Origin of the sequence: Algibacter luteus (assembly GCF_030344935.1) — a bacterium.
Lineage (GTDB): Bacteria > Bacteroidota > Bacteroidia > Flavobacteriales > Flavobacteriaceae > Arenitalea > Arenitalea lutea.
Map to the genome: position 1 here is coordinate 1,262,930 of NZ_CP128313.1, position 16,987 is coordinate 1,279,916.

18 protein-coding genes are annotated in these 16,987 nt (G+C 33.5%); 8 read left to right on the forward strand and 10 right to left on the reverse strand.

The annotated features are described in order from the left end of the window. Positions 1-267: 267 nt before the first annotated feature. Positions 268-465, forward strand: coding sequence for a hypothetical protein (locus tag O5O44_RS05275; protein WP_019387018.1), 198 nt, complete (start codon positions 268-270; stop codon positions 463-465). 31 nt (positions 466-496) lie between these two features. Here the strand turns inward: O5O44_RS05275 and O5O44_RS05280 are convergent, their stop codons facing one another. Further along, positions 497-1,438: a hydrogen peroxide-inducible genes activator gene (locus O5O44_RS05280; RefSeq protein ID WP_289196030.1), complete on the reverse strand. Its 942-nt coding sequence runs from the start codon at positions 1,436-1,438 to the stop codon at positions 497-499. A 90-nt stretch (positions 1,439-1,528) separates the two neighbouring features. Here O5O44_RS05280 and O5O44_RS05285 point away from each other — a divergent pair, with 90 nt between their 5' ends. Further along, positions 1,529-2,020: a Dps family protein gene (locus O5O44_RS05285; RefSeq protein ID WP_019387020.1), complete on the forward strand. Its 492-nt coding sequence runs from the start codon at positions 1,529-1,531 to the stop codon at positions 2,018-2,020. Between the two features lie 87 nt (positions 2,021-2,107). Here O5O44_RS05285 and O5O44_RS05290 read toward each other — a convergent pair whose 3' ends face one another. The 6 genes from O5O44_RS05290 to O5O44_RS05315 all read right to left on the reverse strand — a co-directional run bounded on the left by O5O44_RS05290 (position 2,108) and on the right by O5O44_RS05315 (position 8,178). After that, a complete protein-coding gene (locus O5O44_RS05290; protein WP_289196031.1) occupies positions 2,108-2,530 on the reverse strand; it encodes a DUF2141 domain-containing protein in 423 nt (140 codons plus the stop codon). A gap of 255 nt (positions 2,531-2,785) precedes the next feature. After that, complete coding sequence (locus tag O5O44_RS05295; protein ID WP_434088353.1) at positions 2,786-4,117, reverse strand: DUF58 domain-containing protein; 1,332 nt, start codon at positions 4,115-4,117, stop codon at positions 2,786-2,788. Positions 4,118-4,184: 67 nt separating this feature from the next. After that, positions 4,185-5,255 (reverse strand): AAA family ATPase, encoded by a 1,071-nt coding sequence (locus O5O44_RS05300; RefSeq protein WP_289196032.1) that lies wholly within the window; start codon positions 5,253-5,255, stop codon positions 4,185-4,187. A gap of 2 nt (positions 5,256-5,257) precedes the next feature. Further along, positions 5,258-6,463, reverse strand: a complete 1,206-nt coding sequence (locus tag O5O44_RS05305; protein ID WP_289196033.1) for a DUF4350 domain-containing protein — start codon at positions 6,461-6,463, stop codon at positions 5,258-5,260. Positions 6,464-6,466: 3 nt separating this feature from the next. Then, on the reverse strand, positions 6,467-7,132 hold the full coding sequence (locus O5O44_RS05310; protein ID WP_289196034.1) for a hypothetical protein: 666 nt from the start codon (positions 7,130-7,132) through the stop codon (positions 6,467-6,469). Between the two features lie 56 nt (positions 7,133-7,188). After that, positions 7,189-8,178 carry a stage II sporulation protein M gene (locus tag O5O44_RS05315; protein ID WP_289196035.1) on the reverse strand — a complete coding sequence of 330 codons (990 nt, stop codon included), beginning with the start codon at positions 8,176-8,178 and terminating at the stop codon, positions 7,189-7,191. Positions 8,179-8,335: 157 nt separating this feature from the next. Here O5O44_RS05315 and O5O44_RS05320 point away from each other — a divergent pair, with 157 nt between their 5' ends. Next, positions 8,336-9,055, forward strand: a complete 720-nt coding sequence (locus tag O5O44_RS05320) for an RDD family protein (protein ID WP_289196036.1) — start codon at positions 8,336-8,338, stop codon at positions 9,053-9,055. Positions 9,056-9,339: 284 nt separating this feature from the next. Continuing rightward, positions 9,340-9,951, forward strand: coding sequence for a trimeric intracellular cation channel family protein (locus tag O5O44_RS05325; RefSeq protein WP_019387028.1), 612 nt, complete (start codon positions 9,340-9,342; stop codon positions 9,949-9,951). Positions 9,952-9,955: 4 nt separating this feature from the next. Here O5O44_RS05325 and O5O44_RS05330 read toward each other — a convergent pair whose 3' ends face one another. Next, positions 9,956-10,660, reverse strand: coding sequence for a peptidylprolyl isomerase (locus tag O5O44_RS05330; protein WP_289196037.1), 705 nt, complete (start codon positions 10,658-10,660; stop codon positions 9,956-9,958). Between the two features lie 4 nt (positions 10,661-10,664). Here O5O44_RS05330 and O5O44_RS05335 point away from each other — a divergent pair, with 4 nt between their 5' ends. The 4 genes from O5O44_RS05335 to O5O44_RS05350 all read left to right on the forward strand — a co-directional run bounded on the left by O5O44_RS05335 (position 10,665) and on the right by O5O44_RS05350 (position 15,275). After that, positions 10,665-11,306 carry an NUDIX hydrolase gene (locus O5O44_RS05335; protein ID WP_289196038.1) on the forward strand — a complete coding sequence of 214 codons (642 nt, stop codon included), beginning with the start codon at positions 10,665-10,667 and terminating at the stop codon, positions 11,304-11,306. A 76-nt stretch (positions 11,307-11,382) separates the two neighbouring features. Beyond that, a complete protein-coding gene (locus O5O44_RS05340) occupies positions 11,383-12,192 on the forward strand; it encodes a lysophospholipid acyltransferase family protein (protein WP_289196039.1) in 810 nt (269 codons plus the stop codon). 214 nt (positions 12,193-12,406) lie between these two features. Then, on the forward strand, positions 12,407-14,698 hold the full coding sequence (locus O5O44_RS05345) for a type IA DNA topoisomerase (RefSeq protein WP_289196040.1): 2,292 nt from the start codon (positions 12,407-12,409) through the stop codon (positions 14,696-14,698). Then, the gene (locus O5O44_RS05350; RefSeq protein ID WP_289196041.1) at positions 14,685-15,275 is read left to right on the forward strand and encodes a pseudouridine synthase; all 591 of its coding nucleotides are present in this window, start codon (positions 14,685-14,687) and stop codon (positions 15,273-15,275) included. Before O5O44_RS05345 ends, O5O44_RS05350 begins: the two co-directional genes overlap by 14 nt. Positions 15,276-15,438: 163 nt before the next feature. Here the strand turns inward: O5O44_RS05350 and O5O44_RS05355 are convergent, their stop codons facing one another. Beyond that, on the reverse strand, positions 15,439-16,080 hold the full coding sequence (locus O5O44_RS05355; protein ID WP_289196042.1) for a DUF8845 family protein: 642 nt from the start codon (positions 16,078-16,080) through the stop codon (positions 15,439-15,441). A 4-nt stretch (positions 16,081-16,084) separates the two neighbouring features. Further along, positions 16,085-16,579, reverse strand: coding sequence for an RNA polymerase sigma factor (locus O5O44_RS05360; RefSeq protein WP_289196043.1), 495 nt, complete (start codon positions 16,577-16,579; stop codon positions 16,085-16,087). Positions 16,580-16,987: the final 408 nt, after the last annotated feature.

The following is a 16,987-nucleotide window of genomic DNA, read 5'->3' on the forward strand; positions in this document are numbered from 1 at the left end:
GCGGAGCTACTTTCGCAGGGTTTTTTGTTAAAGTCTTTTTGAAAAACAAAATAGAATACAATCTAAACTAGAGAAAAGGTATAATGGCGGAAGTGTTATTCTTGGTGGTTTAGGTGATATCTTAGATGGAGATTATCGATTTTAAATGTTAAATATCCTATAATTTTTAGTTCGCATGCAATTTTTTAGTAATTTTCAGTGTTCAAAAAAATAGAGCTTATACCAAAAATCTACTTTTATATTTTAACCTAAACCTAAAAAAATATTATGGCAAGAGCAATGCTAGAATACACCAAAACCGTGCTTAATAAAGTTAGTTTTGATGCAACGTTGTTTTGCAGAGAAGTACAAAAAGCGTTACAACGCTTATTACCTTACGAGATTGAAGAGCTTAAAATTTTTATTCATTCTCTTGTACAGCAAAACCCAGAATTAGACCAATGTTTAATTTATTTAAAACCATAAAAAAAAGCGACTTTTAAGTCGCTTTTTTAGTTTATTTATTTGGTAAGGGACTTATAATTTTTACATTTTCAAAGGCTATCGCACCTCTTATTATTCCAGAAATAACATCTTGTAGGGCTTCAATGATTTGCATTTTTAATTCACTTTTATGGTAAATCAAACTTACCTCCCGTGCAGGAGATGGTTCATTAAAGAAATGCAAGTGGCTTTTTTCTTTTTCATTAATATCCAATGTGTGTAAATAGGGCAGTAGCGTCATGCCTAAGCCTTCGTTAGATAGCTTTATTAAGGTTTCAATACTTCCACTTTCTAATTGAAATTGATCGTCTGCATGATCTTTAAATACTTTACATAAATTAATAACGCCATCTCTAAAACAATGTCCGTCTTCTAATAACAGCATATCGTTAACATCTAAATCTGAAATATTAATTTTTTTATTCGTATGTAAACGGTGTCCCTTAGGAATATAACATACAAAAGGCTCGAAATACAAGACACGTTCTTTAATATTGTCATCTTCTAAAGGCGTAGCAGCAATAGCAGCATCTAAATGTCCATCCTTTATTCTTGTTATGATTTCTTCGGTGGTTAACTCTTCAATTTTAAGTTTAACTTTTGGGTGTTTTTTTATGAAGCTTTTTAAAAACATAGGCAGTAACGTAGGCATAACTGTAGGGATAATACCAAGTTTAAATTCGCCACCAATAAAACCTTTTTGCTGGTCTACAATATCTTGTATTCTGTAAGATTCGTTTACAATATTTCGGGCTTGAGTTACTATTTTTTTTCCTACTTCTGTGAGCTCAATGGGTTTTTTGCTTCTATCAAAAATTTGAACATCCAATTGGTCTTCAAGTTTTTGAATTTGCATGCTTAATGTTGGCTGAGTAACAAAGCATTTTTCGGCTGCTTTAGTGAAATTTTGGTTTTCTGCAACCGCCAGTACGTAATATAATTGGGTAATAGTCATAAGTATCAATTTAGGCTATAAAAATATAAAAACTATCAATAAAACTTATGGAAATTAAGGTTAATTATAATTTAAATTTGTAGTAGAAATATGATAGACATGAAAACATTGAATAGTATAGGTTTAGATACCCATAAAACAAAAGATTTAGCAAGTGATTTGAACAATTTACTAGCTAATTTTCAAATATATTATCAAAATTTAAGAGGAATACATTGGAATATTAAAGGAAAGCGCTTCTTCGATTTACATGTAAAATTTGAAGAATTATACACTGATGCAAATTTAAAAGTTGATGAAATAGCAGAACGCATTTTAACTTTAGGCGCAACACCGTTGCACACTTTTGAAGATTATACCACAAAAGCACAAGTTCCTGTTGGGAAGAATATTTCGGAGGATGAAAAAGCGGTAAGATTAATTGTAGATTCACTTACCGAATTATTAAAAATTGAAAGAGATATTTTAGATAAATCTGGTGATGCGAATGATGAAGGTACAAACTCGATGATGAGTGATTTTATTACCGAGCAAGAAAAAACCGTTTGGATGATGAAAGCTTGGTTAGGTGAAACCGTCTAAGAAAAAAGGTTAGTTTTATTAGTTTAGTTAGTTTGGTTAAAAAGAGCGACAACAATTCTGTGTCGCTCTTTTTTTATTTTATAAGTATTAGAATAAGATGTTTAATTCTAAATCTTCATTGGTTAACTCAAATTTGGCAGCTTGGTACTCTGGAGGCCCAAAATTCATTGGGTTATTTGACATGCCGTAAGATTCCTTAGGCATACCGTTTTCGCTAAAATCCATTCGGTTATTATCGTTTTCGTCATGCAATGCCATAATTGCGTAAGTCCCAGCTTCTACATTCTCGAAAGTAACTTTGATTTCGCCATTTACGACTTCACTTTTTATACTTTTTATGCCAGGGCCTTTCATAAAGGTGTCTGCTGTATGAAGTGATAGTACCACATGTCCGTTATTGTTTTTAATGTTGTTAATAGTTACGGTAATATGGTTTGTGTTTTCAGCATCTTGAGCGTTGCTAAAAGTTACTGAAAAAATTAGTGCGATGGTTAGTGCTAGTGTTCTCATTTTTTTATGGTTTATTTGTTTTACACTTCAAATATCTAACACTAAAGCAAGTTTTTGAAAAGGTTGTTACCGAATTGTAATTTTTTAATGCTGAACTGTAAAGTTTTTAGAATTTAGCTTTTTAAACCCATTTGAAAGCTGCTAATAACCGCGTAAAGGATTGCAATGAAAATTCTATTGTGAGGTAACGAGCAAAATTGTAATGAAAAGCTCGACCATTGTGGTAACCTGCCTGCCAGCAGGCAGGCGCCAAAATTATAATAAGCCGCGGGCTTTAATTTCGAGGTATTTATTGATGGTATCGATGGTTAAGTGTTCGGGAGTGGTTAGTATGGAGTAGATACCGTATTTTTTAAGTTCGTTGACAATGAGGCGTTTTTCGAAGGCAAATTTTTCTGCGATAACTTTATCGTAAACCCTCTCTATAGTTTCTGCCTTATGGTTTATAAGCTGATTTAACTCGGTGTTTTTAAAGAAAATAACAACCAATAAATGACTTTTTGCAATGGCTTTTAAGTAAGGTAGTTGGCGCTCTAAACCATCGAGTGTTTCAAAATTGGTGTACATTAAAATAAGGCTGCGGTTGGTGATGTGCCTTTTAATGCTAGCGTATAAACGGCTAAAATCGCTTTCGAAAAAATCGGTATTCACATTGTAAAGCGCTTCTAAAATGAGTTGCATTTGGGAGCTGCGTCTTTCGGCAACTACCACGTTTTCAATTCGTCTTGAGAATGATAGTATACCTGCTTTATCGTGTTTTTTTAGAACGACATTACTAATAACAAGTGATGAATTAATGGCATAATCTAGCAAGCTTAAACCGTTAAATGGCATTTTCATGATGCGGCCTTTATCGATTATTGAATACACGGGTTGCGATTTTTCGTCTTGAAACTGATTTACCATTAACTGATTTTTCTTTGCGGTTGCTTTCCAGTTTATGGTGCGTAAATCGTCTCCTAGAACATAATCTTTAATTTGTTCAAACTCCATGGAGTGCCCAAGTCGTCTTACTTTTTTGAGTCCATATTCTAAAGCGTTTTGATTGATGTTTAGAAGCTCGAATTTTTTAAGTTGTTTAAAACCAGGATAGGTAGGAACCATAGCGCCACTGTTAAAAGTAAAGCGTTTAGCCACCAATTTTAAAATGGAAGACGCGTAAACATTAAGGCTACCAAAATGATATTCGCCACGTTCTGTTGGTTTTAAATGATACGTAATTGTTTTTGAATTTTTAGAAGCTATGGCATCTTTTAGTTTGAAATCTCGAACTTGAAATTGTTCAGGAATTTCGTCAATAATTTCCAGAAATATGGTGTGCGAATAATTATTGTTAATGTTGAGTATAATTTGGTTTTTGTCGCCGTTTGAAAACTTATCGGGTAAAATTCTTGTGGCTTCAATTTTGTTTTTCCCTATGAAAACAATTAGAAAATCTAGAAAGAAAAGTAAAACTAAAACTAAAATTGAAAGTTGGGCGATGTTAAATAAAATAGGAATGAAATAACTTAAAGCAAACAACATGACAATGCCAATACCAGCATAGAAAAATCGAGGTTGAATGTAAAAGGGTTTAAGGAATTTCAAAATGTTATTTATATGTTATTTTATTTATCTGTTGAATACTGAAAACTGATATTGCGACTAAATACTATTACCTCGGTATTTCAACCGTTTCAATTATTTGTTTAATTATTTGTTTACTTGAAATACCTTCCATTTCGCGTTCTGGCGTTACGATAACCCTGTGATGTAATACAGGAATTGCGGCTCGTTTAATATCTTCGGGTGTTACAAAATCTCTACCGCTCATAGCAGCAAATGCTTTACTTGATTTTAATATGGCAATAGATGCTCTTGGTGAGGCCCCTAGATACAAAAACTGGTTGCTTCTGGTTGCCACAATGAGTTGCGCAATGTATTTAAGTAAATGTGCTTCAACAATAACCTGAGACACTAAATTTTGGTATTCAGAGATTTGTTTTGCTGTTAAAAACGATACCGCTTCATCGGTTTTCACCTTGTCTTTTAGCTCATGTTCTCTAGATAAAATTTCAATTTCTTCATCTAAATTCGGGTAGTTTACGTCTATTTTAAATAGGAATCTGTCCAATTGAGCTTCAGGTAAACGATATGTTCCTTCTTGTTCAATAGGATTTTGGGTTGCAAGTACCATAAAAGGCGAATCCAATTTAAATTTGTTACCATCAATGGTAATTTGTTGTTCCTCCATAACTTCAAACAAAGCCGCTTGCGTTTTTGCAGGGGCACGGTTTATCTCGTCAATAAGTATCATATTAGAGAAAATAGGACCTTTTTTAAATTCGAATTCGGAGTCTTTTAAATTGAAAACTGAAGTTCCTAAGATGTCACTCGGCATTAAATCTGGTGTGAATTGAATTCTACTAAAATCAACACTTAACGATTTGGCTAAAAGTTTAGCAGTAATGGTTTTTGCAACCCCAGGAACACCTTCAATAAGCGAATGCCCTTTAGCTAAAAGTGATGCGATAAGCATATCTACCATATCTTTTTGGCCAACTATAACTTTGCCTATTTCTTGCTTTATTTTTTCAACATTTTGTTGCAATTCAGACAAATCTAAACGGCTTTGAAACTTCAAATCGTCGTTATTTTTCAATACGCTATCATCTATTGAAGAAAGTGCGTCTTCTGAATTTTGAGTAGGTTCTTGATGGTCTTTTGGTATCTTGTTTTCGTCCATAATTATTTTGAATAAAATGCTTCTATTTGTCTGTTGAGTTTTATCAAGTTCTCTTCGAAAAACTCATTTTTTGATTTCATTAAATTAATGTAATTGATAAGTTTTTTAACATCCTCTTTTTTCTTTCCGGTTTTAGCAGCAAGTTTTTCGGTGAATTCTTCATCTAAATTATCGGTATTTAAATGTAAATCGTGCCTTATTTTTTCAAGAAAGTAAGTGATTTTTTTATCAATAAGATTTTTGTGGTCTTTGGTATCAAAGTATAAATTCGAAACCGTTTTAACAAAAGCCACCGTGGTATTTTGTAAGGGTTTAATGATTTTAATAACGCGTTGTCTCCGTTTCGCATTAAAAATCATGAATAAAATGCCAAATACAATTGCGGTATACCAAGCCCATCGAAATGATAATTGTTCTAAAAACCAAGCTAGGTTTGATTCCTTTTCAACATCACCATCGTAACCCGTTTGAATTTTAGTATACGAGTCAAAATACACATTAGCATCCGGTAAATAGGATAAAACCCCTTCAACATATTTATAACGCTCTTCCTTTAACAAATGATAATTTGTAAAGGCTTTAGGCTCTAGATGCAAAAGTACTTTCCCTTTTCCAAAAGGCACTTGCAGAAAGTTAATGTGTTTGTAGTCAATTTTCGAATGCCCTAAAACCGTATGGTTTATGGAATCGTATTCAGAGAAATACTGGTCGAATTTGTTTTTATCAAGTGTTATCTCCTGAACGTTTTTATTTTTTAATGATAGATAAGAAATACTGTCTTTTTCATTTTCAATATAATCAACGCTTACATCTAAGGTGTCGTGTATTTTTTGTGGGAAGTAATAGTCTGAAATAAACAATGTGTTTCCAGAATCTACAAAATGAAGCAATTCATCAATGGATTCGTCTTCTAAATAATCTGTATTTCCTATGATAATAAAATTGCCTTCTGCAACATGTTCGCCATAGCCATCTTCGGAATTGGCTTTTAAATAACTAGCCGGTTGATGATAAACGGTTCTAACTTTATAGCCTTCAAACAGGTTTGGTAATTCTTTATAAAGCACACTAACACCATAGGGCTTGTTACTTTTTTCGTCAAAAGATTCTTCCCAATCAACGGTTTTGGTTCGTTTAACCCCAATAACTACGGCAGCTGTAATTATAAGCGCAATTAAAACTAAAACTATGGGTAAAATCTTTTTCATTAATTATTTAACTTGTTTTATAAGGGACTCCATATTACTTTTTGCTTTTGTATAATTATTTAAATTTATTGGAAACTCACCGTACCATATGTAGTTGTACAAATATGATGTGTATTGAAAATCTTTACTAAAAGGTTTATCGCTAACCTCAATTAAATACTCATTGTTGGTTTTATCGTCTTCAAATTTTATGTAGTTTTTTAAACTTAGAGTTTTTAAAACCAGTAAGTAGTAATACCGAATGGCAAGTCTGTAATCATCATCATTTTCAGCATTTTTTATTAAAGTAATTATATCTGCATTTTCAATGTTTTCGGCAGTGATTTCTTCAAAATTATTTAAGGTTTTATTTCGGTTTGAAGAAAATAGATTACTACCACCTTCATTAACTAAAATATAAACTAGAAACACAACAGCACCTGCAATAGCTAGGTAAAATATCCAAGTAAAAGGACCAAGATTTATACTAAAGCTATCCGAATTATTTTGTTCTTTTCGTTTGGCTTCTTCATTTTTATAATCCTCATAATTCCCAGACCCTGAAGGTGTTTCGCTAACAATTTTTGTGCCTTCGTAATTATATTTATCACTGCGATAACGGTCTTTAAAATCATTGTCAAATGTTCTTTGACTATCTGGCGTTTGAACCAAATGTATAGCAGAAGCCATCTGGATATTACAAGCCAAAAGGATAAAAAATAGGTAAATATTTAAGTGTTTAATTTTCAATGAATAACCGGACTTAAATTTTGGGGTTGCGTCACTTGTTTTTGTATTTTAAAAGGATAGATTAAATAGTAATAACAAATAATACTCAACGTAATTAGAATTATACTAACCGATAACCAATGGGGCATGATGTTGGAATATCGCGTAATAAAACCTTCTAAAAACCCAGCAGCAAATGTAAAGGGAAAGGTGCTAATTAAAATTTTAACACCGATTTTGGCTCCTTTTTTAAACGAAGTGTATCTAGAATACGTAGCTGGAAACAGAATGCTAGCTCCTAGAATTAAACCTGCAGCACATTCTATAACAATGGCGAAAATTTCCATGGCACCATGAATCCAGATTCCTCTCACGCTCTCCCAAAACACGCCTTTATCATAAAAGAAATATTGAAAAGATCCCAACATTATACAGTTTTTAAACATAATGTAAAGTGTCCCTACGCCTAAGAACACGCCTAATACAAAAGCAATTAACCCTACGCGTAAATTATTAATCGTAATACCAATAAAACTGCCCCAGTTGCTACCGCTTTTGTATACAGCCACGGGATCGCCAGCCTCAATATTCTCTAACGACATGTTTACATAATTATCGCCTAACACCGAACGTACAAATTCACCGTCGTTCGCCGCAGAAATAGCGCCAATAAATGTGAATGCAAAAAAGATGATAAACGCAATGTAAATGAACTTGCGGTATTGATAACAAATTAGAGGTACTTCGGTTTTCCAAAAGGAAATAATCCTATTAGTATCTGTAGTTTTAGTTTTATAAATTTTCTGGTAAGCGTTAGCAGATAATTGGTTGAGGTATGTAATTACTTTGCTTTTAGGATAGTAAGTTTGAGCGTAGGCTAAATCATTAATGACATGAATGTATTGCGATGCAAGCTCATCTGGATTATCAAAATCATTATTAACGATTGCTTTTTCAAAACTCAACCATTTTTCTTTATTTTGCTTGATAAATGCAACTTCCCTCATATATTTCTTCTGTAAAAAACTAAATTTCGCATCCAAAAAATTACAAAATTTAGTTTCACTTCAGTAACCACTTCGTTAATCCATGCAATTTATTCATTCATTTTTTAAAATTTTCAAATGAATAAATTCATGTATTTTTGATAAAATAAAATATAAAATGTCAGAGTTACAAATTAACACGACTCAAAATGTAAAAATAACCTTTAACGCTGCCGGAGCTGGAGAGCGATTACTTGCGTTTATTATAGATTCGGCCATAAAAATTGGCTACATGCTCATTTTAAACTGGACATTTGGTGCATTCGATAACATGGACCAATGGTCGCAAATAGCTATAAATACTGTGTTAGGCTTTCCGGTTATGTTTTATACTCTGGCACTCGAGTCGTTATTACAAGGTCAAACTATTGGGAAACGTGTTTTAAAAATTAGAGTTGTAAAAATTGATGGCTATCAGGCCTCGTTTTCAGATTATGTGGTGCGGTGGTTCTTTAGAATAGTAGATATTTACATTTTTGGTATTGGATTTTTCATCATGTTATTTAATAAAAAAACGCAGCGTATTGGCGATATGGCCGCAGGAACTGCGGTAATTGCTTTAAAAAACAATGTAAATATTTCCCATACCATTCTCGAGAATCTTAAAGATAACTACAAACCAACGTACCCAAATGTTATAAAATTGTCTGATAACGATGCCAGAATCATTAAAGAAACTTATGCTGCTGCGCGTAACGCCAAAGATTATCAAACCCTAATTAAATTAAGACAAAAAATTATAGAAGTGGCTGTTATAAAAGATGTAAAACACCCCACAGATATTGAGTTTATTGATGTTATTTTAAAAGACTATAACTTTTATACTCAAAGTATGTGAGTAGAGAGCCAATTTTTATTTTAGAAAAATTGTGCGAATCACTCATCCCGAATAAGCTTCGGGATAAAAGAGAGCCAATTTTTATTTTAGAAAAATTGTGCGAATCACTCATCTCGAATAAGCTTCGGGATATTTGAAATTAAAGTTTTACAGTAAAGAAATTTTTTAAGGCGTTTCTACAAGTGTCGGGCTTTCTGTAGTCTCCCGAAAGTTATTGGGATCCAATAAATGCCTTAATCGCAAACGCAATTTATAGCATAAACTAAAAATAGAAACAAACAATCATGTTTTACACCATAGATATATTAGGAACCATCGCCTTTGCCATTTCTGGCGTTTTAGTGGCTTTCAACAAAAAGATGGATTTATTCGGAATATTAATTATTGCCTTTGTAACCGCCGTTGGTGGTGGAACTTTACGCGATTTACTGATTGGAGACACGCCTGTAAGTTGGATGACGGATATTACGTATACCTACGTGATATTAGGTGCCGCAATTTTCGCTATTATATTTCGAAGTAAAATAAATTATTTAAGAACCTCTTTATTCTTATTCGATACTATAGGTATTGGTCTTTACACTCTTGTTGGTATAGAAAAGGGATTGAATGCAGAATTGCATCCCATAATTTGTATCGCCTTAGGGACTATGACAGCTAGTTTTGGAGGTGTTATTAGAGATATTCTATGTAACGAAATTCCCGTAATATTTAGAAAAGAAATTTATGCTACGGCATGTATTCTAGGAGGAATAACATATTTTCTGCTTCGTGAATTTCCTATAAAGGATAACTACGTATTTGTTGTTGCCGGAATTGTGGTAATTGTGGTTAGATTACTTGCGGTGAAATTTAAAATTGCATTACCCAATATCTATTCGAAAGATCATGTTTAAAGCCTTAATCAAGAATTTCAACATTTCTAATAAAAATGTTTTTATCGGGCCAGTCGCCATCATCGGTTTCAACAGCAGCAATTTTATCAACTACATCCATCCCGCGAGTTACGTGTCCAAAAATAGTATAATCGCCATCTAAAAAATGGGCGCCACCTTTTTGGCAGACGATAAAAAACTCAAATGGAGAAGCGAGTTTATGCGGATTTCTAATCTCACTACTCGGCATCGAAATAACACCACGATCATGCTTAAAACCACGTTTCGTATCAGGAGGTAGTAAGTATTTGCCTATGAAAGCTCGTTTTCTGGCAGTTTTAACATCATCGCTATTTCCTGCTTGCACTATAAAATTATCAATAACTCGGTAAAACTGTGTGCCGTTAAAGTATTTCTGCTTCGTTAACCATATGAAATTTGAACGGTGAAATTTCGTTTCGTTGTAAAGCAAAATGTCTATTTCGCCAAAATCGGTTGTAATTCTAACTTTATTTTCTTTATGCTTTTTGTCGTATTCTAAGAAAAATTCCATCGCCGTTTTAGAATTCAACTTAGGGAATTCTCGCTTAGGCTCTTGCTCAGTATCTTCGGGTTTATCTTCTTCAACATCTTTTTCAACTTCAGTTTTTGGTATGCTTTTTTGTTTTGATTGTTTATCTTCACAATTCAGAAATAATACAAAAAAACATAAAAATAAAAGGAAGCGCATAGATATGAAGTTTGAAGAATTTTTAAAATCAGTTTCAAAAATAAAAAATATACCGCTACCAGCCGAAGCTTCGCACTTTAAAATGCTGCCGCCATTTCGTCAAGAGCTACTTAAAAAGCAAGAAGAAGCCATTAAAAAAGCCAAACATGCTGGGGTTTTAGCTTTATTTTACCCAGATGAAAGTGCGCAAACCAAATTTATATTAATACTTAGAAAAACATACAAAGGGGTCCATTCTGATCAAGTGGCATTTCCTGGGGGAAAAGTGGAAAAACAAGATAAATCTATATTAGATACGGCTTTAAGAGAAACTTATGAAGAAGTAGGTGTTACCATCGAAACCATTCAAATACTCAAAAAAGTATCGCAGGTTTATATTCCTCCAAGCAACTTTTATGTACAACCATTTATTGGAATTACAGAAAATACACCGCAATTTAAAAAGCAAGATAGCGAGGTAGAAGCCTTAATAGAAGTTGATTTAGAACATTTTCTAGATGACCAATCGCTAATCACAAAAACTGTAGCAACTTCCTATAGTATTGAGGTTGAGGTTCCTGCGTTTAAATTAAACAACCATGTGGTTTGGGGTGCGACCGCAATGATGCTTAGTGAAATTAAAGACTTACTAAAACAACTTTTGTAGTTTGTTAGTTTTGTTACATTTGCATTCTTAATTTGTAGAAAATTAAGTAACTTACTAACTCTTAAGCACACGATTTATGGGATTGATTAAAAGAAATCCATTTGGACATATATTATTTGTAAAAAAATGGCTCATTCGTATACTTGGTGCGATGACCCATAGACGTTTTCGCGGGTTTAACGAATTACAGATTGAAGGTTCGGAACACATAAAAGATTTACCAGATACTAACGTACTGTTCATCTCTAATCATCAAACCTATTTTGCCGATGTGGTGGCTATGTTTCATGTGTTTAATGCGAGTTTAAGCGGACGTACAGATTCTATAAAAAATGTAGGGTACCTTTGGAATCCGAAACTAAATATCTATTATGTTGCAGCTAAAGAAACCATGAAAGCTGGTTTATTGCCTAAGATTTTAGCCTACGTTGGTTCAGTAAGTATTGAGCGTACATGGCGAAGCGAAGGTAAAGATGTGCAAAGGCAAGTAAAAATGAGCGATATTTCGAATATTGGGAAGGCGCTAGACGATGGTTGGGTAATTACTTTTCCTCAGGGCACCACAACACCGTTTAAACCCATTCGTAAAGGAACTGCCCACATTATTAAACGCTACAAACCTGTAGTTGTACCTATTGTTATTGATGGTTTTCGACGTTCGTTTGATAAAAAAGGATTGCGTATAAAAAAGAAAAACATCCTGCAATCCATGGAGATCAAAGCGCCTCTTGAAATTGATTACGATAACGAAACTACCGAAGATATCGTAAAAAAAATTGAGTACGCCATTGAGCAACATCCTTCGTTTTTGAAGGTTATCCCAGAAGCTGAATTGAAAGCGCAAGAAGAGTTAGATAAATTGCGTCGATGGAAAATTAAAGAATAGTATATTTTTTATGTTTTTTTAACTGAAGATTTTGGTATTATAGTAGATTTTCTTTTGTTAAATTTTTCATTCTTTCCGAAGCCTAATAAGTCGTCGAAACTGTGTTTTTCTATTTACCGTTTTAACTTATAATTTCAGTTAATAACTCCTAACAATTACCTTTTTAAACTCGTTTTAAAATTTCTATTTTGCAGCACTCTTATAAGGTATATTAATGAAAGTCTGTATTGCCGAAAAACCAAGTGTTGCCCGCGAAATTGCTGCTGTATTAGGCGCCAATACTAAGCGCGATGGCTATTTTGAAGGCAACGGTTATGCCGTTACGTATACCTTTGGACATTTGTGTACCTTAAAAGAACCAGTAGATTATAAGCCTTATTGGAAAAGTTGGGATTTGAACAACTTACCCATGCTTCCCGAGAAGTTTGAAACGAAAGTAGTTTCAAATTCTGGAATACAAAAGCAGTTTAAAATTGTTAAGAGTTTATTTGATAAAGCCGAAGTGATTATAAACTGCGGTGATGCTGGTCAAGAAGGAGAGCTTATTCAGCGTTGGGTGATGAATGAGGCTAATTATAAAGGCGAAGTCAAACGACTCTGGATTTCGTCGCTAACCACCGAAGCGATTAAAGAAGGTTTCGAAAACCTTAAACCCGCAACCGACTATGATAATTTATATTACGCGGGTTTTTCGAGAGCCATAGGCGATTGGTTGTTAGGAATTAATGCTACAAGATTATACACCGTAAAGCATGGTGGATATAAGCAAGTTTTATCGGTTGGTCGAGTGCAAACACCTACATTGGCCATGGTTGTTAATCGTTTTAAAGAAATTGAAAACTTTAAACCACAACCGTATTGGGAGTTACAAACCCTTTATCGCGATACCTTATTTAGCTATGAGGAAGGGCGTTTTCTCAAAAAAGAAGATGGTGAAACTTTAGCTAATAAAGTAAAAGAAAGTGATTTTGAAATCGAATCAATTACCAAGAAAAAAGGAACAGAATATGCGCCCAAATTGTTCGATTTAACAGGGTTACAGGTGTATTGTAATACTAAATTTGGATTTTCAGCAGATGAAACGCTGAAAATAGTTCAGACATTGTACGAACGTAAAGTAGTGACGTACCCTAGAGTAGATACTACATTTTTACCAAACGATATTTACCCTAAAGTTTCTGGAATTCTTCAAAAGTTAACCAACTATTCTAATTTAACGCAACCGCTGTTAGGTAAAAAGATTAAGAAATCTACCAAGGTGTTTAATGATAAAAAAGTTACCGACCACCATGCTATTATTCCAACTGGTATGCAAACTAACTTGCAATACAACCAGCAGCAGGTTTATGATATTATTGTAAAACGATTTATAGCTGTTTTTTATGAAGATTGTGCAGTGTCGAATACCACAGTTATTGGAAAAGTGGCAGAGGTATCTTTTAAAACCACAGGAAAAGAGATTCTAAAAAAAGGTTGGCGCGTGGTATTTGAAGATCCAAATAAGAAAGAAAAAGAAACAGGTATTTTACCAACTTTTGTAAAAGGAGAAAAAGGCCCACACGAACCTTCATTTCTGGAAAAGGAAACAAAACCACCTAATCAGTTTACAGAAGCTTCCTTATTGCGTGCTATGGAAACAGCTGGAAAACAGGTTGATGATGAAGAATTACGAGATTTGATGAAAGAAAATGGTATTGGACGACCATCAACCAGAGCCAATATTATAGAAACCTTATTTAAACGGAAATATATAAAACGAAATAAAAAGCAAGTACTTCCTACGGTTACTGGAATTCAGTTAATTGATACCATTCAAAATGATTTATTAAAATCTGCTGAATTAACAGGCTCTTGGGAAAAGCAATTAAAAGATATAGAAAAAGGTGAATTTAGTGCTGGGGCGTTCATAAAAAACATGAAACGTATGGTTGATGCTTTGGTTTATGAGGTTAGAAGTGAAACCAAACGTGCCAATATATCGCATACGGTAACTGTTAAAAAGCGCGCTGAAAAAGCAAAAGCTAAAAAAGTTGCTGGTATAACTGCTGAAACTTGCCCAAAATGTAAACAAGGTCAAGTAATAAAAGGCAAATCTGCATATGGCTGTAGCCAATATAAATCGGGTTGCGATTTTGTGATGCCGTTTAGTTTTGCTGGAAAGAAGATTTCAGAAAAGCAATTTATACGCTTGCTTCAAAAAGGTTCTACAGTTAATTTAAAGGGTTTTAAAACAGATACTGGTGATGTTGAAGGCTTGCTAAGGTTTGATGAAAATTTTAAGTTAAAACTAGAGCCAAAACAAAAGAAAGCTAAACCAAAGACTAATGAATTGGTGTGCCCAAAATGTAAAAAAGGCACTGTTATAAAAGGTAAAACGGCTTATGGATGCAGTGCTTATAAATCGGGATGTGATTTTAAAGTGAACTTTGATACTGTGAGAACTAAAATTAACGGCCAACAACCAACACGCGAACTTGTTTACAGTATATTAAATGGAAGCGTGTAAAACCAACCACAGGCATTTTGCTATCTATAAACCTTATGGTTATTTGAGTCAGTTTAGTAGTAACGACTCAAAACAACAATCTAAGAACTTTTTGGGTAAGCTATATGTTTTTCCTGAAAACATAATGGCCATTGGCAGACTTGATGAAAAATCGGAAGGTTTGTTATTGCTGACTACCGATGGTAAGATGAGCGATTTTGTTAATAGCCGAAAAGTAGACAAAGAGTATTATTCTTTAGTGGATGGCGATATTACAGAAGAGGCTATTGAAAAACTTGAAGGTGGTGTTGAAATTGGTTTTAACGGTAAAAAGTATAAAACAAAGCCCTGTAAGGTATTTAAATTGAATGACGAACCAGATTTACCAAAGCGTGCTAAAAAGATAAGAGATGCGCGCCACGGACCAACCACATGGATTTCTGTAACTTTAAATGAAGGTAAGTTTAGGCAGGTTCGAAAAATGACTTCGGCAGTTGGTTTTCCAACATTGCGACTGGTAAGAGTTAGGGTAGGGAACATATATATAAAATCTATGCAAGTTGGTGAGGTTATTGAAGTTGAAAGCTTTAATGTTTAAGTTAAATTTAAAACAAAAGATGAAACCCGCGTTAGCGATTGCAGCGGAAAGCCCACAGTGAGGTACGAACGAGGACTTGCAGTCCTTCGACTCCGCTCAGGATAAACTTCGGAGCGACCCATGTGGTAACCTGCCTACCGGCAGGCAGGCGACCTAATAAAATTTAAACTTCCAGTTTTTTTAGTTCTTTGTAATTCTGATTGAGGCGTTTTAATAGAATACCGTAAATGAGCCAGTAAAATAGTAGTAAAACCCCAATTACTATGGCTAAAATTATTATGGTAACGATAAATAAAAGGGCGTAAAATTTAAAAACTTCACCATTGGCTGAGGCTAGTTGTAATTTATCTGAAAACTCTGGGTTGTGACTAAAACCGTAAAATGCGCCAATACATGCGCCAACTACTAATGAGGCTAGGTTGAAAATAACATAATACTTCACAGTTTTTCTGGTTTTTATGATGTTTTCCATGAGCTTTTTGGAACTATCGGTGGCAGAAATATTTCTATAATTTTTGTAAAATAAATAGAAGAAATAGATTAAAACAGCATAACTGATAACGGTTATTGGGATTAGGATATGGTTCATGTTTAGCGCTTCCATTTTGCTAGAATACGCGGTACCTTTTAACATAAATGACAGGGCTAACCAGAATCCAAATTCTAGCAGGCTGATGATAAATATCCACTTGACGATGGAGGAAGATTTTTTCAAAATCATCTTATAAATCTCGTTATAAGATAGTTTTGGGTAGGTGCTATCGTCCTTTTTCCAGTCTTTTTTTAATAAATCTAATTCATCCATAATCTTACGGATTTAAAATGGTTCTAAGTTTAGTTTTAATTCGGTTCATCTTTACTCTGGCATTCACTTCACTTATACCAAGTGTTTCACTAATTTCCCTATAATCTTTGTCTTCTAAATACAGAAAAACAAGAGCTTTTTCAATGTCGTTTAATTGGTGTACTGCTTTGTATAATATTTTTAATTGTTGTTCTTCGGTGTCGTCATAAACTTCGGCTTTTATTTTGTATTCTACCCCTTCAAAATTTTGTGTGTTTATAGAGCGTTTCGATTTCCTGTAAAGCGTAATGGCAGTATTTAGGCCTACACGATACATCCAAGTACTAAATTTAGCATCGCCACGAAACTTCGGATATGCTTTCCAGAGTTGTATGGTTATTTCTTGAAATAAATCGTTATGCGCATCTTGATTATTGGTGTACAAACGGCAAACTTTGTGCACAATATTTTGATGCTGCTCTAGCAATTTTACAAAATTATGTTCCAGTTCTTTATTCAATGGCGTGGTTTAGTTACTATGTAAGTAGCTTAATTTTTTAAAACGTTACATGAAGCTATAAATATAATGATATTGCATTTAAAAATGCTACGACAGAAGCTACGTGATTTTGTGAATTTTAGATTGAATTTTTGCAATATTAGGGGTGGATGGAGCTATTTTTTGAAATTTAAACCTTTAGTTTATATTAAATTCGTTTAAGTCTGGTAATCAAAATGTTGAATATTAACTATAGAAAAAATCTATGATGTGTTTTGAGGTGATTTTACGGGTTTTGAAGCAGTTTAGTTTAGCTAATATATAAAAAATTTATTTGTTGCAATTTGGCTTAAAAAAGCTTGAATAGTTTTTGTTCGCGAGTGTAGAGATTAAGATAATTTTTGAGTTTTTTTTAGAAGTTTTATTTCG

Bases quoted from the DNA above. Each gene is read 5' to 3' on its own strand.
- O5O44_RS05290 (WP_289196031.1), bottom strand. From the start codon at position 2,530: ATGAGAACACTAGCACTAACCATCGCACTAATTTTTTCAGTAACTTTT.
- O5O44_RS05280 (WP_289196030.1), bottom strand. From the start codon at position 1,438: ATGACTATTACCCAATTATATTACGTACTGGCGGTTGCAGAAAACCAA.
- O5O44_RS05350 (WP_289196041.1), top strand. From the start codon at position 14,685: ATGGAAGCGTGTAAAACCAACCACAGGCATTTTGCTATCTATAAACCT.
- O5O44_RS05315 (WP_289196035.1), bottom strand. From the start codon at position 8,178: ATGAGGGAAGTTGCATTTATCAAGCAAAATAAAGAAAAATGGTTGAGT.
- O5O44_RS05285 (WP_019387020.1), top strand. From the start codon at position 1,529: ATGATAGACATGAAAACATTGAATAGTATAGGTTTAGATACCCATAAA.
- O5O44_RS05320 (WP_289196036.1), top strand. From the start codon at position 8,336: ATGTCAGAGTTACAAATTAACACGACTCAAAATGTAAAAATAACCTTT.
- O5O44_RS05345 (WP_289196040.1), top strand. From the start codon at position 12,407: ATGAAAGTCTGTATTGCCGAAAAACCAAGTGTTGCCCGCGAAATTGCT.
- O5O44_RS05355 (WP_289196042.1), bottom strand. From the start codon at position 16,080: ATGGATGAATTAGATTTATTAAAAAAAGACTGGAAAAAGGACGATAGC.
- O5O44_RS05300 (WP_289196032.1), bottom strand. From the start codon at position 5,255: ATGGACGAAAACAAGATACCAAAAGACCATCAAGAACCTACTCAAAAT.
- O5O44_RS05305 (WP_289196033.1), bottom strand. From the start codon at position 6,463: ATGAAAAAGATTTTACCCATAGTTTTAGTTTTAATTGCGCTTATAATT.
- O5O44_RS05310 (WP_289196034.1), bottom strand. From the start codon at position 7,132: ATGGCTTCTGCTATACATTTGGTTCAAACGCCAGATAGTCAAAGAACA.
- O5O44_RS05275 (WP_019387018.1), top strand. From the start codon at position 268: ATGGCAAGAGCAATGCTAGAATACACCAAAACCGTGCTTAATAAAGTT.
- O5O44_RS05335 (WP_289196038.1), top strand. From the start codon at position 10,665: ATGAAGTTTGAAGAATTTTTAAAATCAGTTTCAAAAATAAAAAATATA.
- O5O44_RS05340 (WP_289196039.1), top strand. From the start codon at position 11,383: ATGGGATTGATTAAAAGAAATCCATTTGGACATATATTATTTGTAAAA.
- O5O44_RS05325 (WP_019387028.1), top strand. From the start codon at position 9,340: ATGTTTTACACCATAGATATATTAGGAACCATCGCCTTTGCCATTTCT.
- O5O44_RS05330 (WP_289196037.1), bottom strand. From the start codon at position 10,660: ATGCGCTTCCTTTTATTTTTATGTTTTTTTGTATTATTTCTGAATTGT.